A 23,913-nucleotide genomic window follows, 5' to 3' on the forward strand; every position below is an offset into this window, starting at 1 on the left:
CGGTTGTATGCCGTTTAGCCGCAGCGCCGCCGCAACGCAATCGGCCAGTTGCGCGCACCTTAAACCCCGGCTGTTTAAAGGTATAGACGAGGCATTGGCACAAATAATTTCTGTTAGCGAAAACAGTGCCATTGTGCGCGCGCGGGCTAGAGTTAAACTGGATCAGCAACGCGCGTAGGAGGCCGTCATGCGTATCACCGCTACTGGAATGTCCCCATTTAGGGTGTTCATCGCCATCGCTGGCTTGATGTGGCTGATGTTGCAACCGCAACCGGCTTTGGCGGACGCGATTAAACCTTTTGTTGGCAGCTATGTCGGATCGGCTGATCTGGTCGAGGTTGATGGCACGTCCACCCCCCGTGACATGAGCGTCTCGATTCAGGAAATCCGTGGCGGGTTCAACGTAAGCTGGACCACCACGACCTACAAAGAGGATGGGCGGATCAAAGAGGGCAAGTACTCGGTCGATTTCAGAACGACCCCACGCCCTGATGTTTATTCCGCCGCCATGCGACGCAACGTGTTCGGCCACGAAGTGCCACTGGATCCTATGATGGGCGAACCCTTTGTCTGGGGGCGAATCGAGGATAAGACGCTGACCGTATTCTCGCTGTTTATCGGAGAGACGGGGGATTACGAATTACAGCAATTCGACCGGACACTGGCCGAGGGTGGGCTGAACCTGTCCTTTTCACGCTTCCGCAACGGCGTAAAATCCAGATCCGTCGAGACGTTTCTGAAGAAAGAATAATCGCCGCAGCGCCAGGTGTCTGAGTGCGCTATTTCCGGAAGCTGTCCAACGAGACGACATCCGCGTCATGATGCGGCTCGGGCTCTTCAGCGTCGATCTCGATCGGTGCCTCCTCGGACAGGTGCTCGACCTCGTCCTCGTCTTCGGGGCCTTCGAACCGCAGCCCGAACTCTACCGACGGGTCGACGAATGTCTTGATCGCCAGATAGGGGATGTAAAGAGGCTCTGGCGAATCGCCGAAGTTCAGCGTGATTGAAAAACCGTCTTCACCGACATCGAGGTTCTCAAACCAGTGCTGCATGACGATCGTCATCTCTTCGGGATAGCGCTCGCGCAGCCAGTCCGCGATTTCGACACCCTCCTGTCGCGTGTCGAACGTGATAAAGAAGTGATGCGCGCCCGGCAGGCCGGTTTCCGAGACACTGGTCAGCACGGTTTTGATCAGCCCGCGCATGGCGGTGTGCATCAGGTTCCCGTAGTCGATGTCTTGCGACATGGTTGATCCTTCGAAAGTGGTTGATCTCAGCATAAGGAATTTGGACGGAAACGAAAGGCCGGGCTGATCCGTATTGACTACAAAAAATAGAGACCAAGGCCCGCTAGCACCATCAAGCCTAGTGTTGTTGCTAAACCGGATTTCAGTCGAAAAATCAATACGCCAGCGGCCAAAGTCAGGATGAGCGCATGGACATCCAATGTGCCTGGCTCTGGCAGAGGGATGGACATCGGGCCCCAGACCTTGGCCTTAGTGCCGCCAAACAGGACGTTAAGGCCAAACCACACGGATAGGTTTAGAATCACTCCGACAACCGCGGCGGTGATGGCGTGCATCGCTTTGGCGAGGCGGGGACGCGCAGCGATCTTCTCCAGATGCGGTGCAGCCAGAAATATCCACAGGAAACACGGAACGAACGTCGCCCAGAGCGCGACGACTCCGGCTGCAAGGGCCAATGCGGGGCCTCCGGTCAGCTGTCCGCTCAGCATAGCGACAAACTGAGTCACCAGGATAAGCGGGCCGGGTGTTGTTTCGGCAAGGCCCAGCGCGTCGATCATCTGATCTGTGCTGATCCATTGATGCGTTTCAACCACGGTCTGGGTCATATAGGCCAGCACCGCATAGGCCCCTCCGAACGTCACAACGGCCAGACGGGCAAAGAACCAGCCCAGATCGCTTAGCAGCGTCTGGCCGCCCAGCTCCAACAGCATTAACGGGCCAAGCCAAAGCGGTAGCCAAATCAGACAGGTTCGGATCGGTCTTGCGGTGTTGGCGTGAGACGAGACCAGATCAGGGGCCTTTGATTGCGATGTGGCGTAGCCCCAGACGGCCGCGCCAAGAATAATCAGCGGGAACGGCAGGTTGAAAACAAAGATCCCCAGAAAGGCAAGCACCGCGATCAGACGATGCGCGCCGTCTGTCAGTGCTTTGCGCGACAGGTTGCGCAAGGCTTGCAGCACGATAATGATGACCGTCGCTTTGATCCCAAGAAACCCGGCCTGAACCAGAGGCAGTGCACCAAACGCTGCATAAAGCGCGACCAGAACCGCAATCACCAGCGCGCCCGGCAGCACAAAGAGCGTGCCTGCGATCAGCCCTCCGACAACTCCGCGCAGACGCCAACCTGCATAGGTGGCGAGCTGCATCGCCTCGGGGCCCGGCAGCAGCATGCAAAGAGACAATGCGCGCAGGTAGGTTTCTTCATCAAGCCAGCGACGACGTTCGACAAGCTCTTGATGCATCAAAGAGATTTGCGCAGCAGGGCCGCCAAAGGACAGCAGCCCAATACGGCCGAACACCCGAAACAGTTCGGGCAGCACCGGTGTCATTGGCTTTGGTCTGCCGACCATTGCATGTTTCCTTTGCGTCGCGGAGACATGCGAACGGCAGCACCTGCCTGAATCGGTGTCCGCAAGCCGACCCTACCCAGCGTGCTACAGTGCTTGCCCAAGGCCGGTCAAGCGGGGCGGTTTGCGTTAGACCCAGTCGAGCCGTTGCCCCGTCATGCAGACCGGCAGAGTATCCTGCGGAAACTGGCCCAGCTGCTCGAAAAACGAGACAAAGTCGAACTGGTTATATGCCTCTACCATCTTGTCGCCTTTGAACCGCGCCATGACCTGCCCGGTAACCTCAAGGGGGGCTCCGTTATCGGCGCGGCAGGTACGTACGTGCAGAATGCCCGAGACCCAATCACCATTTTCAATAATCTTCGGCAACTCGACGGAAATCTCGCCCAGAACGTGGCGGAAAGCCATCACCAGATCGCGAAAATCATCAGCACCCACCTGCATCTCGGGGATCAACCCCTCGGCCAGCGTGTCGGGGGCAAAGAACTGGTCGATCGCGTCGATATTGCCCTTTTCCCAGACCTCGGAATACCACGCGCGCAACCTGTCAGATTTCGTCATCTCAACCCTCCTGATCTTGTGAAGGGGAAGATGGATCACAGAAGTGAATAAACCCTGAATCCCGAATGAGTTATGCGCAATAAGCAGACATAAAGGGGGAAATGCAGGTTTCTGTTGCCAGGTACCTGCGAACCCCGCCTTACGCGGCTAGGCGCAAGGGCTTAGATTTCGGTCTTGTTACTGCTTACGCAGCAACTGCAACCGGAGCACGATTGTCGTTTGCAATTGTACTATTTTCGCCGGTAACGGTGGCAGACAGCCGAGACAAAGCTAACCCCTTTAGACGTTCGTCGATCCTGTTTCGGCCCCAAAATCCCCAAACGAAGGATGGTTGGTGGAGCCGCCGGGTACCGCCCCCGGGTCCGATCCGCTTATTACGAGCGCGTTTATGTCCATAGTCCCGAAGGACAAATCCTATATAGGTGAGGTTCCGGCGCGATGCAAACTCAGATTGCAGATCGGGGTCCGAAGTCAAACCAAAGGGTTAGGCCGCTTTGTTCATGTTCGCCAGAATCAGCCACAACGCCAGAACCAACTCGATTCCGCCGAAAGTCAGCGCCTTGACCAACGGCGGGTTATCCAGCGCGACTGAAACGAAACGACCCAGCGCCGCCCCGGCATAGATCACGCCCAGCATCACATAGGCCATCGGGTTGTTCAGCCACAGAACCGCGAGGCCCGTGACCACAAACAACCCGCCGACCGAGGCCCGCATCTCGCTATAGCCCATCGTACTGCTGGTGGGTGCCAGGTCCAGTGCGTTTGCGGTGTAGGCCGGGGCCAGAAATCCGAATGAACCGAAACCGATCGTCAGAATGGCGGCAAGAATGTTTAGGGCTGAGACCATCATTTTTCCTTACGTCAGGCCGCATAGGCGGCGTCAAAGAATTCCAGCTCAAGTTCGACTGCGCGGTGGAACAGGCGTGTCACCTCGTCCTGCGCCTGCGCGTCCAGCGTCGGCCACACCTTGTCCAACTGGCCGCGCAGGTAAGCCACGACATCTTCGAACCCCTCGCCCGCATGTAGCGTGATCCATTCGGCAAACCAGAACGGCAGATCCGGGGCCGGGGGATTCACCGGCGTGGCCCAGCTCAGGTAAACCCATTCTGCCACGACCAGAACTGCAAGCATATTCTCGTACCGGCCCGAGGCTGCGGCCTCGGCCATCAGCTGCTGAAAGGCCAACGTGCTTGGTGCGGGCTGGTCCATAGGTTCGGTGCCCAACGCCTCCATCGCGCGCAGGAAATAGGTGTTTTCAGGGCCTGTGATCACTGCCAGAAACTGCGCAGCCGGGACACTGTCGGCAAGACTGGGGGCATGCGCAATGGCGCTGGCCAGAAGGCGCACAAAACCGTCCACGAACTGGTAATCCTGCTGCAGGTACCAGCGCATCTTGTCGGCGGGCAGGGTGCCGTCTGCAAGCTCTCGCGTGAAGGCGTGGGTTGTCGCGGCCTGCCATTGGTCGGCACGGCCCTGGCGCAGAGTCTCGGTTGGGCTGGCGCTGTCTTGCATCTTGGGATCTCCGGTTCGTCGCGTGTTAAGACAAAGCCGGTTTTGAACGGTAAGACAAGGCGTTACAGGGCAGCATGTGCTCAGATAGCGGACCACAATCCCAGACAGCCGACCAGAATCAGGCTCAGCGCCCAGACAAGTTCCAGATTGAACCAGCTGCGTGACAGAAACTGCAGGCCTAGCCAGCGATAGACGGCAAAGGCCAGAAGGCCGCCGCCGAGGATCATCGCGGCGGTGTGCAGCGCGGCGACCGCCAGCACAAGGATTCCGTTTGTTGTCATGATCTCGGACACAGCGCGATGCCCGGCGTCCAGCTCATCCAAACCGCAAAGACCCAGATAGATCGGTACAAGCATCAGCGCCGCGCCATGCGCCAGCGCCACCAGAAAAGACCACAGCGCCAGTCTGCCCGGCGGGATGCGGGACAACATTCGGGGGTGACGCCGGGTGATGGCGATGTACGTGCCCATCGCGATCACGATCAGGGCGGCCCCGATCCGAATTTCGCGCTGGTAATCCACCAGAACCGCCATCAGGGCGAAAGGCAGCAAGACACCAAGCATGGCCACGAAATGCCCCCCCGCAAGCGCGGCAAGTGCACGCCAGAGGGCGGATGGCCTTTGTTCCATCAGGGCGGACGACACCGCCAGCGGCCAGCCCATCCCGGGGTTTAACCCATGATAGGCACCGCTAAGGATAACGGCCAGCCACAGGCCGGCCGTCGATGTCATCAGCCCCTCCAATTCAGACCGAGGGGTAGCAGAAGCTGTCGGTCGAGCAATCTCCGCCCTCAAGCCGGATCTGGTGGCTGCGGTAACCTGGGGGGAACTCGACCCAAAACTTGGGATCAAGCGTCAGGCCGCCGTTTTCGCCCACATCGGCCTTGACCATCGCGGCCCCGCCTTCTTCGGGATAGAACTGATCATCCCATGTGGAATAAAGCGAATTGGTCCAGTAGACGCGCTTACCATCCCGGCTGATCTCAACCATCTGCGGTCCGTACCCAAAGTTCTGGCCATTGGGGTGCTTGGTCTTCTTGACGATCCCGCCAATCTCGACCTTACCGGCCAGCGTTGGGTTCATCGGGTCGGACACATCGTATTGATGCATCTCGCCGGTGCCCCAGCAGGCGACATAGAGGTACCTGTCATCAAGGCTGAGGTCGATATCCGTGACCAAGGGTGGCACGGCGGCAAAGCCTTTCAGGAGCTCTGGCAAATCGTCAGGATCGGCGGGTTGTGGATCAATGGTGATGGTTTTCTTGGCCTCAAACGTTCCGTCATCATTGCGCCACCATGTGAATATCGCGCCCTGCAGGTTGGTCGTATCCACGACAACCCCGCAGAAGCCGTGTTGCTTGACCGGGTCATGGGCGGGCCTTATTTCCAGAGCCATCTGATGGTTCTCGCCCAGATCAATGGTCTGGATATTGGTGCGATTCCTCAGATTCCAGAAGTGAATCCGGTGGCCATACTTGTTGGACAGAAGATCCTCGGCCACCAGCCCGTTCTCGAACTGCGGCGGCAGACCCCATTCTGAGCTGACCATGTAATCGCGGGGCAGGTTCCACCAGAAATCATAGTGCTTGTCCTGCACACCGCGTTCGATCTCATATCTGCCTATGATCTCGAAGCTTTCGCAATCCATGATGAAAATGCCCGGAGGCCCGTCAGTCCCATCTTCGCCACCGCCGCCCAGCGTGCTGACATAGATCCCCTCGGGGCCGCAATGGATCGTATGCGGGCGAGAATACCCGGTCTTTGCAAAGACTTCCTCGGGCTCGATAATCTTGTGAATCTTGGCTTCGAGTGGGCTCTTAACATCGATGATATATATCCGGCTTGACCGGATTCCCGGAATGATCAGATAGCGGCGTTCCAGAAACGCGTGACCGCTCAGCGGTGACAAAGCCGAGGAACAGGCATTCCAACCAAAGTGATGAAATTCATCGCCTTTTTCCGGCATCATGACCTTGTGTACGATCTTTCCGAAATCCTCGGATGTCGGATCTACATTCACAACCGCCAGCCCGTCAGGCTGCGAAAAATCAGGGCTGAGCATCAGCGTGAAGGCCAGCGTCTCGCTTGGGCCTTCCATCGCCAGCTTGGCGGATGGGTAAAAGGTTGGGTCCGGTCTGTGGTTCATAACGTCCTCCCGTAAGTCATTGATCTTCAATTCATAGTGAGAGTTCCGGTCTTGTCGCCGGATGTCATGCTGCCTGCTCGGGGTCCTCTTTGTTCTACGCGGGCTTGCGCCGCTGTTCAGCGACATCCAGCGCTAGTTGTCGTGTATAGTTTTCCAGTTTGACCAGTGTCGCCTCGACCGCTTCTGCATCACCGGCTTCCAGCGCATCCGCAATGTCCGTATGCAACGCGATAATCTCTTCGCGCGACCGCGCGGTGAAGGTGATCATGTTCATCAGGGGCTGCATGGCCTCGACCGCGCCTGCAAGCTGATAGGACAAAACCGGATTGCCGGCCCCATCGACCAGCGCACGGTGAAACGCCACGTCAGAGGCGCAGAAGGCCTCATCCGTCAGTCCCGGTTGCGCCTGTCGAAAAATTTCGGCCCGCATCGTGGCCAGGTGGTCGGCGGTGCGGCGTTGCGCAGACAGCGCGGCGCAGGCGCGTTCCAGCGCATAGCGGGCCTCGCATGCGGTATCAAAGCTGACTGCGTTCATCGACAACAGCAGGGTCGAGGTTGTGATCTGCTGGGAATAGGCGTCCTCAAAACTCAACCGGTTTACAAAGGCACCACCCGAGGCACCGCGCTGCGTTCGGATCAGGGACTGCGCAGCGAGGCGCTTCAGGGCCTCGCGCACCGTCGGGCGCGAGACCTGAAACTGATCAGCAAGCTCGGCCTCGGACGGGAGTCGTTCGTCTACGATCAACCGGCCAGAGACAATTGCATCCCGGATCGCCTGGGCAATTTGGGCCGATAGATCGGCGCGGCTTTGCGGGTCGATTTTCATGGTCTTTGGCGGGATTCGCTAAATTTCATTTGTCTGACATTTAAAAGTCTGACATTTGAAAAGCAAGTGAGTCGAGTCGGGAGGGGCAAGTGAGTCGTTCACTTTTCCGCAGCGCGCTTTGGTTGGGCTTCTACATCATGATCCTGTGGGCATGGTGGATGATGTTCAGCATGAGCCGCGACATGGATCTGGACTGGATCGGTCGGCCCGGTCCGATGGGGCAGGCCATGGCGGCGATGGATCCGCGTATGGATATGTATATGCCCATGGCCGAATTCGGTCCGCTGTTCTGGATGTGGGCGATCATGATGGCCGCGATGATGCTGCCGACTCTGGTGCCTACATTGCGCAGCTACGATGACCTGATCCGCAGCGCGAATGGGACGCGGGCGGGATGGCTGGGCGTCTTGTCGGGCTACTTCGTCGTCTGGGTTGGCTTTGCGGCGCTGATTGCGGGACTGCAACTGGTGCTGTTGTTCGGCGGCGCGATCGACATGCTGGGAATCGCCAAATCACCCTATCTTGCAGGCGGCCTGCTGATCGCGGTCGGGGCCTTCCAGTTCACCCGCGCGAAAGAAGTCTGCCACGGCGTCTGTCACGCCCCGATGACCTATTTCCTGGGGCACTGGCAAACCGGTTTCATTGGTGGTCTGCGCATGGGGCTGGGACTTGGCGCATTTTGCGTCGGCTGTTGCTGGGGGTTCATGGCGCTAGGCTTTGTTGGCGGGGTCATGAGCCTGTTGTGGATGGGTCTCGCGACCCTTTTCATGGTTCTGGAAAAGCTTCCTCAGATCGGGCACGCGGTGACGCGCCCGATGGGGTTCGCGTTGATTGCGGGCGGTTTTGGGCTGCTGGCGTATCACATTGCATACGGAGGATAACTCGATGGCAAAAAACAGAAAACCGGAGGCAGACAAGCTGCCGATCAGTCAACGGATCGACAGCCGGATGCCCAACCCCAAACGCCGCGAGATGAGCCCGACAGATTGGGCCATCAAGGGGGAACTGATCCTGAACTGTTCCTGTGATGTCTTTTGTCCGTGTGTGGTGTCGCTGGGCGCGCACCCTCCGACCGAAGGGCATTGTCATGCCTGGATGGGCATCATCATTGATGAAGGTCACTATGAGGGCGAAGACCTGTCCGGGCTGAATGTCGGCCTTCTGGTCGATATCCCCGGGCGCATGGGCGAAGGACAGTGGAAGGTCGCAGCCTATGTCGATGAGCGCGCCAGTGGGAAGGCCTATAACGGTCTGCTGCAAATCTTCAGCGGTCAGGCGGGTGGCACCACCGGCCTGTTTACCATGTTGGTCAGTGAGATCATCGGGGCCGAGCGTGCTCCGGTCGTGATCGAACGCGATGGTACCAAGCGCCGCATCGTGATCGGGCGGAAGATTCAGGGTGAGATCGAGATGCTGACAGGCAAAGACCCTGAGCATCCGGTGATGGTCTCGAATTCAAAGTACTGGATGGGGCCGGATATCATTGTGGCGAAGGGTACCAAATCCAAGGTGCGTGATTATGGCCGTGTCTGGGATTTCGGCGGCAAATCGGCCGAGATCTGCCCGATCGACTGGCATGGGCCCAAGTGATGATCACCGGGGCCTATGCGCGTGAAATGGCGCGCTATAATCAGTGGCAGAACAGCCAGTTGAAGGATTTTCTTCAACAGCTTTCCCGCGAAGAGCTGGCGCGCGATCGTGGGGCTTTCTTCGGGTCGATCATGGGAACGGCGAACCATCTGTTGTGGGGCGACTGGATCTGGATATCACGCTTTGACAAGGGGCCCGGTCCGGGCGGAGGGATACCCGACAGCACCACGATCTGCGCAGGTCTGAACGACTGGTTGCCTCTGCGCGATGAGATTGACGCGCGGATCGCTGTCTGGGCCGATAGGTTGGACGATGGCTCGTTGACCGGGCCGTTCACGTGGTTCTCAGCCGCGAAGAAGGCCGATGTGACAAGGCCTTACGCGCAGTGCGTCATCCATATGTTCAACCACCAGACCCATCATCGCGGTCAGTTGCACCAGATGTTGACCGAAGCGGGCTCGGCTGCGCCCGTCAGCGATCTGGTATTCTTGCCTCAGGAGGTCTGAATGGCACAAATCTCACTCTCGCGCCGTCTGCGCCGCACGCCGTTTTCCGATGGGGTCGAGGCCGCCGGGGTCAAGGGTTATACGGTCTATAATCGCATGCTGCTGCCAACAGTCTTCGAGAGCGTTGAGGCGGATTATCGGCACCTGAAGTCTCATGTGCAGGTTTGGGATGTCTCTTGCGAACGTCAGGTCGAGCTGCGCGGCCCCGATGCAGCACGGTTGATGCAAATGCTGACGCCCCGCGATTTGCGCGGGATGCTGCCCGGTCAGTGTTTTTATGTGCCCATCGTGGATGAAACCGGCGGGATGCTGAACGACCCGGTCGCAGTGAAGCTTGCAGATGACCGGTGGTGGATTTCAATAGCAGACAGTGATTTGTTGCTATGGGTCAAGGGGTTGGCCAACGGTTATCGTCTGGATGTACTGGTGGATGAACCCGATGTGTCACCCTTGGCTGTGCAGGGGCCGAAAGCGGACGATCTGATGGCGCGCGTGTTCGGCGACCGTGTGCGCGATATCCGCTTCTTCAAGTTTGATATGTTCCAGTTCGAAGGGCGTGATCTGGCGGTTGCACGCTCGGGGTATTCGAAACAGGGCGGATTCGAGATCTACGTCGAAGGTGGAGATATCGGGATGCCTTTGTGGAACGCTTTGTTCGCGGCGGGTGAAGACCTGAACGTGCGCGCGGGATGTCCGAACCTGATCGAGCGGATCGAAGGCGGTTTGCTGTCTTATGGCAACGACATGACCGACGACAACACGCCCCACGAATGTGGTTTGGGCAAGTTTTGCAACACGCATACGGCGATTGGCTGCATCGGACGCGATGCCCTGCTGCGTGTCGCGAAAGAAGGGCCCGTCCAGCAGATCAGGCCGATTGAGATCGCAGGCGAAGCGGTGCCGCCCTGCGACCGGCCGTGGCCGGTCTATGGGGACGGCAAGCGGGTGGGGCAGGTGACCTCGGCTGCATGGTCGCCGGATTTTGAGGCAAATGTTTCGATCGGGATGTTACGGTTGAGCCATTGGGATGCCGGTACAACGCTAGAGGTCGAAACGCCCGGCGGTATGCGGGGTGCAGTTGTGAAGGATGGGTTCTGGAATTGAGCGTCGAAGGGGGCTCTGCCCCCGTCGCTGCGCGACTCCCCCGGGATATTTTTGGCCAGATGAAGATGTGGATCTGGTGTTTGGAAACAGGAAGGATGTCGAATGTTTAACGCATTGGTGATGGATAAGGACGAAGAGAGCGGGCTGGCAAGTGCGTCCTTAAAGCAGATTGGCGAGGGTGATCTGCCACAGGGCGAGGTGACGGTCGCGGTGGAGTATTCAACCGTGAACTACAAGGACGGTTTGTGCCTGTCACCGAAAGGGGGCGGGTTGGTGCGCAGCTACCCTCATATTCCTGGTATCGACTATGCAGGGACTGTCGAAGCCTCTTCGGATGCGCGCTATGCGCCTGGCGATAAGGTTGTCCTGACCGGCTGGCGTGTTGGTGAGGCACATTGGGGCGGGTATTCCCAGAAAGCGAACGCGCGGGCAGATTGGCTCGTGCCGCTGCCGGATGGTCTGACTGCCCGACAGGCGATGGCGGTGGGGACCGCCGGGTTTACGGCAATGTTGGCGGTGATGGCGCTGGAAGATCATGGGCTACGGCCGGGCCATGGACCGGTTCTGGTGACGGGCGCTGCGGGTGGGGTCGGCTCGGTCGCGACGGCGATTTTGGCACATCTGGGATATGAGGTTGCGGCGGTTACCGGGCGCCCGGAGACGGGGGAGTATCTCAAGTCCCTCGGGGCGACCACGATTGTGCCACGGGATGACTTGAACGAGACAACCAAGCGCCCGCTGGAGAGCGAAACCTGGGCGGGTTGTGTAGACGCCGTAGGGGGCGCGATGCTGGCGCGGGTTCTTGGGCAGATGAAATATGGGGCTTCGGTCGCGGCTGTTGGTCTTGCTGGCGGTGCGGCGCTGCCTGCAACGGTGATTCCCTTTCTGTTGCGTGGGGTGAACCTGCTGGGCATCGACAGTGTCATGCAGCCTTACGACAACCGCGTTCGGGCCTGGCAGCGTGTTGCGACTGATCTGCCCATGGAAAAGCTGGAAGCGATGGTGCATCCGGCGACGCTGTCTGATTTGCCCGCCTTGGGCGCAGATATCCTGCAAGGCCAGGTGAAAGGCCGCGTTGTGGTCGATGTGAACGCCTGATCAGCGCAAAAACGATCAGCCGGTCAGGCCTGTGGCTTGGCCGGTTTTTTGTTCAGGGGCCCGCGCAACATGCCAGAAACAGTTCTGGTCATTGCCACAATTCCTGCCCATGATTGCTATACATCCCATTTGTGATGGCTTAAGACCCATTCCAACAGCACCTGAAGACGGGGAGTGAGCAGCATGTCTGATGATTTTGACCTGGACACCGATGATCTGAAGCGCCGCATGGACGGCGCTATGGCCAACCTCAAAACCGAATTCGCATCGCTTCGGACAGGGCGGGCCTCGGCCTCAATGCTTGAGCCGGTGATGGTGGACGCCTATGGTTCGATGACGCCGATCAATCAGGTGGGCACGGTGAACGTACCCGAGCCGCGCATGGTGACCGTCAATGTCTGGGACAAGTCACTGGTGGGTAAGGTTGAAAAGGCGATCCGCGAGAGCGGGCTTGGCATCAACCCGCAGCTGAACGGCACGATCATCATGTTGCCGATCCCCGAGCTAAACGAGGAGCGCCGCCGCGAACTGGGCAAAGTCGCGGGCCAATATGCGGAAAGTGCACGGGTCTCGATCCGCAACGTGCGCCGCGATGGCATGGATCAGATCAAGAAGGGCAAAGCGGACGGGCTGTCCGAGGATGATCAGAAGCTGTGGGAAGCCGAAGTTCAGGACCTGACAGACATGATGATCAAGGCCGTGGACGAGGCGCTTGAGACCAAGCAAGCCGAGATCATGCAGGTCTGAGCGCTGCGCATGCCGAAAGATCCCCATACACCTGCGGTCACCGGGCCACGTCATGTGGCTATCATCATGGACGGGAATGGCCGCTGGGCGCAGGCGCGCGGGCGGCCTCGGTTGTTTGGCCACCATGCGGGCGCACGGCGTGTGCGCGAGGTGGTCGAGGCCTGTCCGGGACTGGGGATCAAGTACCTGACGATTTTTGCGTTTTCGACCGAGAACTGGAAGCGAACTCAGGTTGAGGTCGCCGGGCTGATGAGCTTGTTTCGCCGGTATATCGTCAAAGAAACGAAGACGTTGAAAGAGAACGGCATCCGGGTGCGGTTCATCGGCGATCGCGTGCGTCTGGACTCGAAGCTGACCGAACTGATGGATACGCTTGAACGTGAGACGCAAGACAACGATCTGGTGCATCTGACCGTTGCATTGAACTATGGTGGTCGCGACGAGGTTGCCCGCGCGACCAAACGTCTGGCGCGCGATGTCGCTGACGGGCGTCTGAAACCAGAAGATGTGGATGAAGAAACCCTGCCTAAGTATCTGGATACAAGGGTTCTTCCCGATCCTGATCTGGTGATCCGCACCAGTGGAGAGGCGCGGATTTCCAACTTTCTGCTGTGGCAGTCAGCCTATTCCGAGTATGAATTCATCGATACATTGTGGCCCGACTTTACCGCCGCCGAGCTGGAACGCCTCTGTCAGAGCTATGGCGCGCGCGAGCGGCGGTTCGGAGCGGTTCTGGCATGACAGACGACCGATGGTCTGATCTGACAACCCGGGTTCTGTCGGCTGCGGTTCTGGTCATCATCGGCGCGGTCGAGGTCTGGCTGGGCGGGTTGTGGTTTGAAGCCTTCATAGCGACGGCGTGTGCATTGATGACCTGGGAACTGGTGCGCATTGTTGATCCCGGCCAGCGCGGAGTTGCTGTTCAACTGGCCATTCTCACGGGTGTCGCGGTGGTTCTCAGCTTTCACTTGCCACCGCTTTACAAGTTGCCGTTCCTTCTGGCCCCGGCTTTGGTAGGCGCAGGGCAAATCAGCCGGGCGCGCGGGTTGTATATGGTGTTCGCGTTTTGGATCGCAGCGTCAGGTTTGGGCTTCATAACCATCCGCGAGCATATGGGATTTGGCTGGATGGTCTGGTTGATCCTGGTGGTCGTCGCGACCGATATTGCCGGTTACTTTGTCGGCAAAACGCTCGGCGGTCCGAAGTTCTGGCCGCGTGTCAGCCCCAAGAAAACGTGGTCTGGCACGGTTGGCGGTTGGGCGGCGGCGGCTTTGGTCGGCACCGCTTTTGCTGTGCACGCCGGGTTTGGCATCGCATTCGTTGTGGTTTCGGTCCTTGCCTCGATGGCAAGTCAGGCCGGCGATATCATCGAAAGCGCCCTGAAGCGGAAATTCGGGGTCAAGGACAGCTCGAACCTGATCCCCGGGCATGGCGGGTTTCTGGATCGCTTTGACGGAATGATGGGTGCGGCAGTTTTTGTACTGATTGCCGGGCTGATCTACGCACCCGGAGGCATGTGATGCGCAAAGTATCGATATTCGGGGCGACCGGATCGATCGGGCGCAATACGATTGATCTGATCGCGCGGAATTCGGATGCCTACGATGTGGTTGCCCTGTCAGGCGGCCACAACATTGAACAATTGGCAGCGGATGCGCGCCGCCTGAAGGCGGATGTGGCCGTCTCCGCGTTCGAGGAGCATCTGGACGATCTACGCGCCGCCTTGGCCGGCAGCGGGGTTCAGGCTGCCGCAGGGCAGGCGGCCCTGGTCGAAGCAGGCGCTCGGCCTGCGGACTGGGTCATGTCGGCCATCGTGGGCGCAGCGGGCCTTGCACCGGGGATCGAGGCGCTGAAACAGGGCGCGACGCTGGCACTGGCGAACAAAGAGACGCTGGTCTGCGCAGGATCGCTGGTGCTTGAGATCGCTCGGGCGCACGGTGCGCGGGTCTTACCGGTCGACAGCGAGCATTCTGCTGTCTTTCAGGCCCTCGCGGGCGAAGACATGACATCGGTTGAGCGCATCATCATCACCGCAAGCGGAGGGGCGTTTCGCGACTGGCCGCTGGATGATCTGGCGCGCGCAACGGTCGAGCAGGCCTCGAACCACCCGAATTGGAACATGGGGCAACGGATTACCATCGACAGCGCTTCGATGTTCAACAAGGCTTTGGAAGTTATAGAAACCAAAGAATATTTCGGCGTAGATCCTGCGCAGATCGAAGTGCTGGTTCACCCTGAATCGATCGTCCACGCGCTTGTGGGGTTCCGCGATGGCGCGTTGATGGCGCATCTGGGCGCGCCGGATATGCGCCATGCGATCGGGTACGCGCTGCATTGGCCCACGCGACGTGATCTGCCGGTCGAGCGGCTGGACCTCGCGAAGCTTGGGCAGTTGCGCTTTCATACCCCGGACGAGCTTCGTTATCCGGCGCTGCGTTTGGCGCGCGAGGTCATGGAACGTGGCGGTCTGTCGGGGGCAATCTTCAATGCCGCGAAAGAGCGCGCCCTGGATCATTTCATCGAAAGCCGCATCGGCTTTCTGGACATGGCCGATACGGTCGCCACGGTGCTTGATCGCTTCGAGTCCACGGACGGCCTTATTGATGCCCCTTTGACACTTGATAATGTGCAGCAAACGGACCATCTGACACGGCAATGGGTCGATGAAACCGTATTGCAACGAGCAGGATAAATACCCTTGGATATACTCTCACTGATCCCGCAATTCGGCAATCTTCTCTATACGATAGTAGCGTTTGTTATCGCGCTTTCGGTGATCGTGGCAGTACATGAATACGGCCACTACATTGTCGGTCGCTGGTCAGGCATCCATGCCGAGGTTTTTTCGATCGGGTTCGGTCCCGTCCTCTGGAGCCGTATGGACAAACGAGGCACCCGGTGGCAGATCGCTCTGCTGCCGTTTGGGGGCTATGTGAAGTTTCTGGGTGACGCCAATGCCGCGTCGGGCAAAGACGAAGAGGCGATGCAGGACATAGCGCAGCAAAGCCCGGAAGAGTTGCGCCGCACCATGCATGGCGCCCCGCTCTGGGCGCGGGCAGCCACGGTTGCGGCTGGGCCGGTTTTCAACTTTGTGATGTCCATACTCGTGTTTGGTCTGGTCTTCTGGTCTCAGGGTGTCTCACGCCAACCGCTGACTGTGGGCGCGCTGCAGCCGCTGCCAGGTACGGTTCAGGGCCTGCAGGAAGGGGATGAGATCATCGCCATCGCAGGCATCGAAACCCCGGATTTCGATGATCAGAACAACTGGTCCGACTTCATTGACGCACTGCCGGTACAGCCCGAGCTGGACTATACGGTCATCCGCGACGGGCAGACGATGGATGTCGAAAGTCCATGGTTGTTTCCGCCATTGATCCAGCAAGTTACGCCACGCAGTGCGGCGATGGATATTCAGCTGCAGGCCGGGGACGTGATCACCTCGATCGATGGGGATCCGATCTTTGCCTTCGATCAGCTGAAAGAGCATGTTGAGGGCTCGGATGGGCGGGCGTTGTTGCTAACGGTCTGGCGCGATGGAGCGGATCTGGAATTTGCGCTTGCCCCACGCCGCACGGATGAGCCCGGACCTGACGGCGGTTTTGTTACCCATTGGCGGATCGGAATCGTCGGCGGCATGATGATCGAGCCTCAGACAGTGCCCGCCGGTGTTCTGGAATCGCTCCAGGGGGGCATCACGCAAACCGGTCGCATCATCGAAGGTTCGTTGTCCGGCATGTGGCACATGATCACCGGCGCGATCAGCACCTGCAACATCTCTGGCCCCATCGGAATTGCCGAAGTTTCGGGCGCGATGGCCAGTCAGGGCACGCAAAGCTTCATCTTCTTCATCGCCGTTTTGTCAACCGCAGTGGGTCTTTTGAACCTGTTCCCGATCCCGGCGCTGGATGGTGGGCATCTGGTGTTTTACGCCTACGAGGCAGTGTCAGGCAAACCGCCCAGCGACAAGGCTTTCCGGGTCCTGATGGGAATAGGCGTAACGCTGATCCTGTCGCTGATGCTGTTTTCGGTCAGTAACGACCTGTTCTGCTGAATGAGGCATATCGGGCACGGTTCGGACGCAAAATTGCCTTAATTCAAACCTAATATATTCGGGTGTTTTCTAGCGAACGGACCCGGATGCGATGAGCAATGCATTGCGTAAATCTTATCAGAGCTTCAGCTTCCTGTTTCTTTTGAACTGGGACGTACTGCTCAGCTTTGGTGTCACTGCTTTGGCGCTGGCGGTTGGCGGGTATCTCGTCGGACTCTGATTCTGATCCTTACAGATGCGACATCATGGAACGGCCTGCGGGCCGTTTTTGCGTTTGCGCTTTTGACATGATGCCTCAATCGGGCTACTCAGCAGCTAAAGTCTGAAAATTCTGGGTAGTGAAAAAAATGACTGACAGCAGAGGCACGGGCACATTCTGCGGCTCTCGCGGGCGGCAAAACCATATTTTGTGGCAGGCACTAGTTTTCTTTTTCTTCTTTGCAATGCCGGGTTTGCTGGGGTTTGTGCACCCTGCGCAGGCGCAATCTTTCACCATCAACAGCTTCGAAGTTGAGGGTAACCGACGCATCGAAACCTCCACGATCATCGCCAGGACGGGAATCGAACCCGGTCAGACTGTAAGTGGTGGTGAGCTGAATGACGCCTTCCAGCGTTTGCTTGACAGTGGTGTTTTTGAGACAGTCGAGTTGACGCCGCGAGGGAACACTCTGGTCATCGAGGTCGAAGAATATCCGACGATCAACCAGATCAGCATCGAGGGCAACCGGCGCGTAAACGACGATGTGCTGCTCGAGGCCATATCATCCGAATCGCGTCGCGTGTTCACCCCGCAAGTGGCCGAAGCTGACGCCGATCTGATTGCGCGCATCTACTCAGAACAGGGCAGGGTATCCGCCACCGTGATCCCCCGGATTATTCGCCGTAACGACAACCGCGTCGATTTGGTTTTTGAAGTCGCCGAAGGCACCACGATCGAAGTCGAACGCGTCAGCTTTGTCGGAAACCGGGCCTATTCGGATCGGCGCCTGCGCCGGGTACTGGAGACCAAACAAGCCAATATCCTGCGGACCTTCCTGCGCGGCGATACCTTCATCGCCGACCGGATCGAGTTCGACAAACAGGTGATCCGCGATTTCTACCTGTCGCGGGGCTATGTCGATTTCCGCGTGAACAGCGCCAATGTGGAATTCACGCGTGAACGGGATGCGTTCTTTCTGGTGATGAACATTACCGAGGGCCAGCGCTTTTCGTTTGGGCAGATCACAACTGTCAGCGAGATACCGGGCGTGGACCCGGCCGAATATCAGGATGCGCTCAGGATCAAGCCTGGTGTTATCTATTCGCCGTCGCTGGTGGAAAACTCGATTGCACGGATGGAGCGGCTGGGCCTGAAAAACGGGGTCGATTTCCTGCGTGTCGAGCCGCGTGTGACGAGAAACGCGCGTGATCTGACGCTGGATGTTGAATTCGTTCTGACCCGCGGACCGCGCATTTTTGTCGAGCGGATTGATATCGAGGGCAACACAACCACGCTGGACCGCGTCATCCGCCGCCAATTCGACACTGTCGAAGGCGACCCCTTCAATCCCCGTGAAATTCGTCAGAGCGCCGAGCGTATTCGGGCGCTTGGCTTCTTCGCAGTAGCCGATATCGACACGCGTGAGGGCTCGTCGCCAAGTCAGGTCATCGTGGACGTGGATGTCGAAGAGCAACCCACCGGCTCGCTGAGCCTTGGCGGTAGCTTCTCGGCAACAGATGGCTTTGGGATCGCAGTTGCGCTGAATGAATCCAACTTCCTTGGCCGCGGTCAGAACCTGGGTGTCAGCCTTTCAACGGCGCAGGACTCCGAGCGGTATGTGATCAACTTTACCGAACCATTTCTGCTGGGGCGCAGGCTGCGCTTTGATCTGGGTGTTGGGTTGAACAGCACCAACTCCAGTTTTGCCAGCTTTGATACCAAGCGGATCTTCTTCAATCCGCAGATCAGCTATTCGCTTAGCGAGCTTTCGGTCCTGCGCTTGCGCTATAGCTGGGACCGCAGCGAGATGACCCAGCAGGGCGATTTGACAAACGGTGCGGTTGTTGCGTCGGAAATCGATCAGGGCAAACGCACGACAAGCTCACTGGGTGTGACCTATGCATATGACAGCCGCCTTGGAGGTCTCAACCCGACCGCCGGCGTGCTGTTCGAAGTTGGCCTGGATGCGGCTGGCCTTGGCGGAGATAACGAATTCTTCCGGTCGACCGCCCGTGCGATCGCACAGAAACGTGTATGGAACGAAGAAGTTGTTCTGCGTGCCAGCCTGGAACTCGGTGCCCTGAAGTGGACCGGAGACGATTTCAGCCGGACGCTGGACCGCTTCACGTTGGGCCCCAGCACATTCCGCGGTTTTGAACCTTCGGGCATCGGACCGCGCGACTTGTCGAACGGTCAGGACGACGCGATTGGCGGCAACTATTACTGGGTGGCCCGGTTCGAGTCGGATTTCCCGCTGGGTCTGCCCGAAGAACTTGGGCTGCGCGGCGGTGTATTCTATGATGTCGGCAACCTCTACAACATCGACGACGTCGACACCACGGGTGCCAATATCGTGGGTGCCGATGGTTCGATCCGCCACGTCATCGGTCTGTCGGTTCTGTGGACAACACCGTTCGGCCCGCTGCGTTTCAACTTCTCGAAAGCGCTCAAGAAAGAAGAGTTCGACAACGAGCAGAACTTTGACCTGACTATTCAGGCGCGGTTCTGATCCCGGATGAGCCTCGTGTTTCTGAAACATCTGCAGGGCCCTCTATGGGCCCTGTGTGCTTTTCTAACGCTGCTAGCCGTCCCAACTGCGCAGGGACAACAACTGGGGGTGCCCCAAACGGGCGTCCTGACGATTTCAAGCGAGCGGCTTTTCGCAGAGTCCGCGTTCGGCCAACGCGTGTTTCGCGAGATCGAAGCCGAGAGCACGCTGCTGGCAGAAGAAAATGAACGGATCGTCGCCGAATTGAGCAAAGAGGAAAAGGACCTGACCGAGCAACGCGCGAACTTGTCGGCTGAAGACTTTCGCCCTCTGGCCGAGGCGTTTGACCGGAAGGTTCAGTCCCATCGTGACGGGCAACGGGCCAAGCTTGATGTGCTGGCGCGGCGTGGCGAAGACGCGCGCGGGCGTTTTTTTGAACTGGCCCAACCCGTGCTGATCGAATTGTTGCGCGAATCTCAGGCCTCGGTCGTGCTGGAACGGGCTACGGTCGTGCTCAGCTCGGACGCGTCGGACATCACGGACGCCGCAATCGCGCGCATCGACGCTGTGATCGGCGATGGCACCGCACTTGCTGCGCCCGACAGCGAATAGGTTGGCTTGCCCTTGCGTACGGGTATTGCTAACCACGCGTGAAAGAGACCTCCAGAACAGGACATCCCAACCATGACCACGGACACCAAAAGCGCTGACATTCAGCTGATCCAGCGGATCTTGCCACATCGCTATCCGTTTTTGCTGGTCGACAAGGTCGTGGATATTCAGGGCTATCAATCGGCGATCGGTATCAAGAACGTCACCATGAACGAGCCGCATTTTCAGGGCCATTTCCCGGGTACTCCGATCATGCCCGGTGTTACGATTGTCGAGGCGATGGCACAGACGGCCGGTGTGATGCTCGGCGTCGGTATGGATGTGATCGACAGCGAGTTGCTGATCTATTTCATGAATATCGACAAGTGCAAATTCCGCCGCAAGGTCGTGCCCGGCGACGTGCTGGAAATGCACGTCGAAACCGTGCGCGGCAAGAAGGGCGGCAAGATCTTCAAGTTCAGCGGCCGCGCGACGGTCGAGGGCGAGGTGGCTGCCGAGGCCGAGTTCTCGGCCTATGTCGATTGGGACATGGAAAAGACAACATGAGCGGCATCCATCCCAGCGCCATAATCGAAGAAGGGGCCCAGATCGGGCAGGGCTGTATCATCGGCCCGTTCTGTTATGTCGGGTCGCAGGTGCGGCTGGGTGATCGGGTCGAGTTGAAATCTCATGTGGTGGTTACGGGCGATACCAGCGTTGACGAAGATACGGTCATCTTCAATTTCTCGGTGATCGGAGAGATCCCGCAAGACCTGAAATTCGGCGGCGAGGATACGCGGCTGGAGATCGGCAAACGCAACCGCATCCGCGAGCATGTGACGGTCAATACCGGCACAGAAGGGGGCGGCGGTGTGACTCGCATTGGCGATGATTGCCTGCTGATGGCCGGTGTCCATGTGGCCCATGATGTGCAGATCGGCGATCGCGTGATCATGGTCAACCATGCCGGCGCGGCGGGTCATTGCATTATCGAGGATGACGTCATCGTCGGCGGCATCTCGGGCCTGCATCAGTGGGTCCGCGTCGGTCGCGGCGCGATCATCGGTGCGCTGACCATGGTGGCCAATGACGTCATTCCCTATGGCCTTGTGCAGGCCCCTCGGGGGGAACTGGATGGGCTCAACCTTGTTGGCCTCAAGCGCCGAGGTGTGACGCGGGCGGATATCTCGGCCTTGCGTGCGGCCTTTCGCGAATTGTCCGAAGGCGAGGGTACCTTCATGGATCGCGCCAAGCGTCTGGGCGATGATGCCGAAAGCGAATATGTGCGCCAGATCGTCGATTTCGTGACGGGTGAGACAGACCGCTCTTTCCTTACGCCGAGGAAGTAACCCATGCTGGCACTGATTGCGGGGACAGGAGTGTTGCCGGACGCGGTGGTCGAAAACCTGCCCGAACGGCCGCTGATCTGCGCGCTGGAAGGGTTCGAGCCGGACACGCTGAACGCGGATGTGGTCTTTCCGCTGGAGCATCTGGGAAGTTTCATCGCTGACCTCAAGGCACGCGGCGTGACCGAGATTTGCATGGCCGGTGCCGTGCGTCGCCCGGTGGTGAATCCCGCGCGAATTGATGCCGCGACGATACCTCTGGTGCCGGTCTTGCAACAGGCCATTATGTCGGGCGACGATGGCGCGTTGCGGGCTGTGATTGGCATTTTTGAAGAGGCCGAGCTAACCGTGCAGGCGGTCCACGAGATTGCGCCGGACCTGTTGCCTCCGCTCGGCTGTTTGACCGAGGCGCAACCGTCCGAGGCCGATCTTGCGGATGCGGACCGCGCGGCGGGTGTCTTACGCGCCATGGGTGCTGCGGATATCGGTCAGGCCTGCGCGGTTCTTAAAGGTCAGGCACTGGCGATCGAAAGCATCTTTGGCACGGCCTGGATGTTGCAGTCCATGACACAGCGCCCGGACGCGGGCGGCGGCGTTCTGTTCAAAGGCCCCAAACCCAATCAGGACCGACGCGCGGACATGCCTGCGATCGGCCCCGACACGGTTGCGGGGGCCGTGGCTGCGGGCTTGTCGGGAATTGTGATCGAAAAGGGCGGCGTCATCGTGCTGCAGCGCGACCGCGTGATCGAGGACTGCAACCGTCTGGGCCTGTTCCTGCAGGTCCGCGAGCGCGCGGTCTGATGCGCGTCTTTCTGGTCGCCGGGGAACCTTCGGGCGACCGTCTGGGGGCGGCGTTGATGGAGGGGTTGCGCACGCTGATCCCGGATATCGCATTCGATGGCGTCGGCGGCCCTTCGATGCATGCGCAGGGGCTGATCAGCCGCTTTCCCATGTCCGAACTCAGCGTCATGGGGCTGGTCGAGGTTCTGCCCAAGTTCTTTCATCTCAAACGCCGTATTGCCGAAACCGCACAGGCGGTGCTTGAGACGCAGCCCGAAGTGCTGATCACCATCGATAGCCCCGATTTCTCGCTGCGCGTCGCCAAGCTGGTCAAGGCCGCCAGTGACATTCGTACGGTGCACTATGTCGCCCCCAGTGTCTGGGCTTGGCGGCCCGGACGGGCGGACAAGATGGCGAAGGTGATTGACCACGTCCTCGCTCTGCTGCCGTTTGAGCCGCCCTACATGGAACGCGCAGGTATGGAATGCGATTTCGTGGGCCATCCTGTGGCAAACGAACCGGTCGCGACCCAAGAGCAGATCACCGCGTTTCGCACGGAACACGCACTGGGTGACGCACCGATCGTCCTTGCGTTGCCCGGCTCTCGGCGGGGCGAGGTGGAGCGGTTGGCTCCTGTTTTCGGCGCGGCGCTGCATCAGTTTCTGCAAGATCGGCCAGACACGCGTGTCGTTGTCCCGGCGGTTGCCCATATGGTGGACGCGGTTGCAGAGCATGTGACGGACTGGCCCGGTCACCCGGTTGTCGTCGACCCACGAAACCTGCCGTCGGATCAGGCCCAAGCGCAAAAGCGCGCAGCCTTTGCGGTGGCCGACCTTGCGCTGGCCGCGTCGGGTACCGTTTCATTGGAACTGGCTGCGCAGGCTACGCCCATGGTGATTGCCTATAACCTGAACTGGTTGACCACATTGATCGCCAAACGGATGGTGAAACTGGATACGGTGACGCTGGTCAATCTGGTGTCGGAAACGCGATCGGTTCCCGAATGCTTGCTGGACGATTGTCAGCCGGGCGAAATTGCCGCTGCGTTGCATCAGGTCGCTGCAACGCCGGGCAGCCAGCAGGCGGCGATGACCGAGACCATGCAGCGACTGGGCCGAGGCGGCGAAGCCCCCGGCCTGCGTGCGGCGCGCGCGGTGCTGCAGCGGATGCCATAGCCGGATGCTAGATCATGTTCTCTTCACGCTCTCCGCCGGAGTGGCAATGGTCTCGACCAACCTGGACAATCTTGCGGTGCTACTGGGTCTGACCCTGATCATCGAGCAACGCCGCGCCATTGCGGGGTTCGCCGTCGCGCAAGGTATCGTTCTGTCGCTCGCCATGACCGTTGCGATCGGTCTGGATCAAAGCGGCATCCCCGAGTGGATCGGGTATCTTGGCGTTATCCCTTTGTTATTTGGCTTGCGCGGCATCTGGCGGCAATTTCGCGGCACCGAGGCGGAAGATACTAGGTCGAAGGGGGCGATCAGTTCTGTTGTGACGTTGTTTCTCAGCTTGTCTGTAGACAGCTTCGCAGTCATGACCCCGCTTTTGGCGGATTCAACGCCATCGTTCCGTCTGGCAGCTTTGCTGGGTGCCGCAGCGGCGGGGCTTCTGCTGGTCGCCGTGGCCACTTGGGGTGCGCCGCGGGCCAAAAGTCTTGGGCCGCGGGTCGCGCGGATGGATCGGATCGCACCCTACATCATGGTTTGTGTCGGGCTATATATCCTCTTCAACTCGCCCACCGACCTGCTGTGATCCGCCCGGCGGCGTTGACGA

27 protein-coding genes and 1 other RNA gene are annotated in these 23,913 nt (G+C 59.1%); 19 read left to right on the plus strand and 9 right to left on the minus strand.

Going from position 1 to position 23,913, the window contains the following annotated elements:
• Positions 1 to 187: 187 nt before the first annotated feature.
• A complete protein-coding gene (locus tag ACR0KM_RS14525) occupies positions 188 to 751 on the plus strand; it encodes a hypothetical protein (RefSeq protein WP_480822115.1) in 564 nt (187 codons plus the stop codon).
• A gap of 28 nt (positions 752 to 779) precedes the next feature.
• On the opposite strand, the gene ACR0KM_RS14530 is transcribed toward ACR0KM_RS14525, so the two are convergent.
• From ACR0KM_RS14530 to ACR0KM_RS14570, 9 genes are all read right to left on the minus strand, one after another.
• Positions 780 to 1,247: an SspB family protein gene (locus ACR0KM_RS14530; RefSeq protein WP_480859420.1), complete on the minus strand. Its 468-nt coding sequence runs from the start codon at positions 1,245 to 1,247 to the stop codon at positions 780 to 782.
• Positions 1,248 to 1,324: 77 nt separating this feature from the next.
• Positions 1,325 to 2,575, minus strand: coding sequence for a chromate efflux transporter (gene chrA / locus ACR0KM_RS14535; protein WP_480859530.1), 1,251 nt, complete (start codon positions 2,573 to 2,575; stop codon positions 1,325 to 1,327).
• Between the two features lie 147 nt (positions 2,576 to 2,722).
• The gene (locus ACR0KM_RS14540; RefSeq protein ID WP_480859418.1) at positions 2,723 to 3,154 is read right to left on the minus strand and encodes an ester cyclase; all 432 of its coding nucleotides are present in this window, start codon (positions 3,152 to 3,154) and stop codon (positions 2,723 to 2,725) included.
• A 100-nt stretch (positions 3,155 to 3,254) separates the two neighbouring features.
• Positions 3,255 to 3,602, minus strand: a transfer-messenger RNA (tmRNA) gene (gene ssrA / locus ACR0KM_RS14545).
• 36 nt (positions 3,603 to 3,638) lie between these two features.
• On the minus strand, positions 3,639 to 4,001 hold the full coding sequence (locus ACR0KM_RS14550; protein ID WP_480529039.1) for a DUF4345 family protein: 363 nt from the start codon (positions 3,999 to 4,001) through the stop codon (positions 3,639 to 3,641).
• A gap of 14 nt (positions 4,002 to 4,015) precedes the next feature.
• Positions 4,016 to 4,666 (minus strand): TenA family protein, encoded by a 651-nt coding sequence (locus ACR0KM_RS14555; RefSeq protein WP_480859417.1) that lies wholly within the window; start codon positions 4,664 to 4,666, stop codon positions 4,016 to 4,018.
• Positions 4,667 to 4,746: 80 nt separating this feature from the next.
• Positions 4,747 to 5,397 (minus strand): hypothetical protein, encoded by a 651-nt coding sequence (locus ACR0KM_RS14560; protein ID WP_480822127.1) that lies wholly within the window; start codon positions 5,395 to 5,397, stop codon positions 4,747 to 4,749.
• A 13-nt stretch (positions 5,398 to 5,410) separates the two neighbouring features.
• On the minus strand, positions 5,411 to 6,811 hold the full coding sequence (locus ACR0KM_RS14565) for a selenium-binding protein SBP56-related protein (RefSeq protein ID WP_480859415.1): 1,401 nt from the start codon (positions 6,809 to 6,811) through the stop codon (positions 5,411 to 5,413).
• 94 nt (positions 6,812 to 6,905) lie between these two features.
• Complete coding sequence (locus tag ACR0KM_RS14570; RefSeq protein WP_480859413.1) at positions 6,906 to 7,637, minus strand: FadR/GntR family transcriptional regulator; 732 nt, start codon at positions 7,635 to 7,637, stop codon at positions 6,906 to 6,908.
• A 137-nt stretch (positions 7,638 to 7,774) separates the two neighbouring features.
• Here ACR0KM_RS14570 and ACR0KM_RS14575 point away from each other — a divergent pair, with 137 nt between their 5' ends.
• The 18 genes from ACR0KM_RS14575 to ACR0KM_RS14660 all read left to right on the plus strand — a co-directional run bounded on the left by ACR0KM_RS14575 (position 7,775) and on the right by ACR0KM_RS14660 (position 23,892).
• Positions 7,775 to 8,518, plus strand: coding sequence for a DUF2182 domain-containing protein (locus ACR0KM_RS14575; protein WP_480822423.1), 744 nt, complete (start codon positions 7,775 to 7,777; stop codon positions 8,516 to 8,518).
• Positions 8,519 to 8,522: 4 nt separating this feature from the next.
• Positions 8,523 to 9,227, plus strand: coding sequence for a DUF1326 domain-containing protein (locus ACR0KM_RS14580; protein WP_480822133.1), 705 nt, complete (start codon positions 8,523 to 8,525; stop codon positions 9,225 to 9,227).
• Positions 9,227 to 9,733, plus strand: coding sequence for a DinB family protein (locus ACR0KM_RS14585; protein WP_480859412.1), 507 nt, complete (start codon positions 9,227 to 9,229; stop codon positions 9,731 to 9,733). Before ACR0KM_RS14580 ends, ACR0KM_RS14585 begins: the two co-directional genes overlap by 1 nt.
• Positions 9,734 to 10,837, plus strand: a complete 1,104-nt coding sequence (locus ACR0KM_RS14590) for a dimethylsulfoniopropionate demethylase (RefSeq protein ID WP_480859410.1) — start codon at positions 9,734 to 9,736, stop codon at positions 10,835 to 10,837. It begins immediately after the preceding gene.
• A gap of 102 nt (positions 10,838 to 10,939) precedes the next feature.
• Positions 10,940 to 11,935 (plus strand): acryloyl-CoA reductase, encoded by a 996-nt coding sequence (gene acuI, locus ACR0KM_RS14595; protein WP_480859408.1) that lies wholly within the window; start codon positions 10,940 to 10,942, stop codon positions 11,933 to 11,935.
• 183 nt (positions 11,936 to 12,118) lie between these two features.
• A complete protein-coding gene (gene frr, locus ACR0KM_RS14600; RefSeq protein WP_480822141.1) occupies positions 12,119 to 12,682 on the plus strand; it encodes a ribosome recycling factor in 564 nt (187 codons plus the stop codon).
• A 9-nt stretch (positions 12,683 to 12,691) separates the two neighbouring features.
• Positions 12,692 to 13,423, plus strand: coding sequence for an isoprenyl transferase (locus ACR0KM_RS14605; protein ID WP_480859405.1), 732 nt, complete (start codon positions 12,692 to 12,694; stop codon positions 13,421 to 13,423).
• A complete protein-coding gene (locus ACR0KM_RS14610; RefSeq protein ID WP_480859403.1) occupies positions 13,420 to 14,202 on the plus strand; it encodes a phosphatidate cytidylyltransferase in 783 nt (260 codons plus the stop codon). The genes ACR0KM_RS14605 and ACR0KM_RS14610 overlap by 4 nt, the downstream gene beginning before the upstream one ends.
• On the plus strand, positions 14,202 to 15,374 hold the full coding sequence (gene dxr, locus ACR0KM_RS14615) for a 1-deoxy-D-xylulose-5-phosphate reductoisomerase (protein WP_480859401.1): 1,173 nt from the start codon (positions 14,202 to 14,204) through the stop codon (positions 15,372 to 15,374). The genes ACR0KM_RS14610 and dxr overlap by 1 nt, the downstream gene beginning before the upstream one ends.
• 6 nt (positions 15,375 to 15,380) lie before the next feature.
• Positions 15,381 to 16,733 (plus strand): RIP metalloprotease RseP, encoded by a 1,353-nt coding sequence (rseP, locus tag ACR0KM_RS14620; RefSeq protein WP_480859400.1) that lies wholly within the window; start codon positions 15,381 to 15,383, stop codon positions 16,731 to 16,733.
• A gap of 91 nt (positions 16,734 to 16,824) precedes the next feature.
• Complete coding sequence (locus ACR0KM_RS14625; RefSeq protein WP_480822151.1) at positions 16,825 to 16,953, plus strand: hypothetical protein; 129 nt, start codon at positions 16,825 to 16,827, stop codon at positions 16,951 to 16,953.
• A gap of 127 nt (positions 16,954 to 17,080) precedes the next feature.
• On the plus strand, positions 17,081 to 19,441 hold the full coding sequence (gene bamA, locus ACR0KM_RS14630; protein ID WP_480822153.1) for an outer membrane protein assembly factor BamA: 2,361 nt from the start codon (positions 17,081 to 17,083) through the stop codon (positions 19,439 to 19,441).
• Between the two features lie 15 nt (positions 19,442 to 19,456).
• Positions 19,457 to 20,032, plus strand: a complete 576-nt coding sequence (locus ACR0KM_RS14635; RefSeq protein ID WP_480859398.1) for an OmpH/Skp family outer membrane protein — start codon at positions 19,457 to 19,459, stop codon at positions 20,030 to 20,032.
• A gap of 72 nt (positions 20,033 to 20,104) precedes the next feature.
• On the plus strand, positions 20,105 to 20,578 hold the full coding sequence (fabZ, locus tag ACR0KM_RS14640) for a 3-hydroxyacyl-ACP dehydratase FabZ (protein WP_480822157.1): 474 nt from the start codon (positions 20,105 to 20,107) through the stop codon (positions 20,576 to 20,578).
• Positions 20,575 to 21,360, plus strand: coding sequence for an acyl-ACP--UDP-N-acetylglucosamine O-acyltransferase (gene lpxA, locus ACR0KM_RS14645; RefSeq protein WP_480859396.1), 786 nt, complete (start codon positions 20,575 to 20,577; stop codon positions 21,358 to 21,360). The genes fabZ and lpxA overlap by 4 nt, the downstream gene beginning before the upstream one ends.
• Before the next feature lie 3 nt (positions 21,361 to 21,363).
• Positions 21,364 to 22,158, plus strand: a complete 795-nt coding sequence (locus ACR0KM_RS14650; RefSeq protein ID WP_480859394.1) for an LpxI family protein — start codon at positions 21,364 to 21,366, stop codon at positions 22,156 to 22,158.
• The gene (lpxB, locus tag ACR0KM_RS14655) at positions 22,158 to 23,312 is read left to right on the plus strand and encodes a lipid-A-disaccharide synthase (RefSeq protein WP_480859392.1); all 1,155 of its coding nucleotides are present in this window, start codon (positions 22,158 to 22,160) and stop codon (positions 23,310 to 23,312) included. Before ACR0KM_RS14650 ends, lpxB begins: the two co-directional genes overlap by 1 nt.
• Before the next feature lie 4 nt (positions 23,313 to 23,316).
• On the plus strand, positions 23,317 to 23,892 hold the full coding sequence (locus ACR0KM_RS14660) for a hypothetical protein (RefSeq protein WP_480859391.1): 576 nt from the start codon (positions 23,317 to 23,319) through the stop codon (positions 23,890 to 23,892).
• Positions 23,893 to 23,913: the final 21 nt, after the last annotated feature.

The sequence above is a fragment of the Ruegeria sp. G10 genome (genome assembly GCF_056533645.1).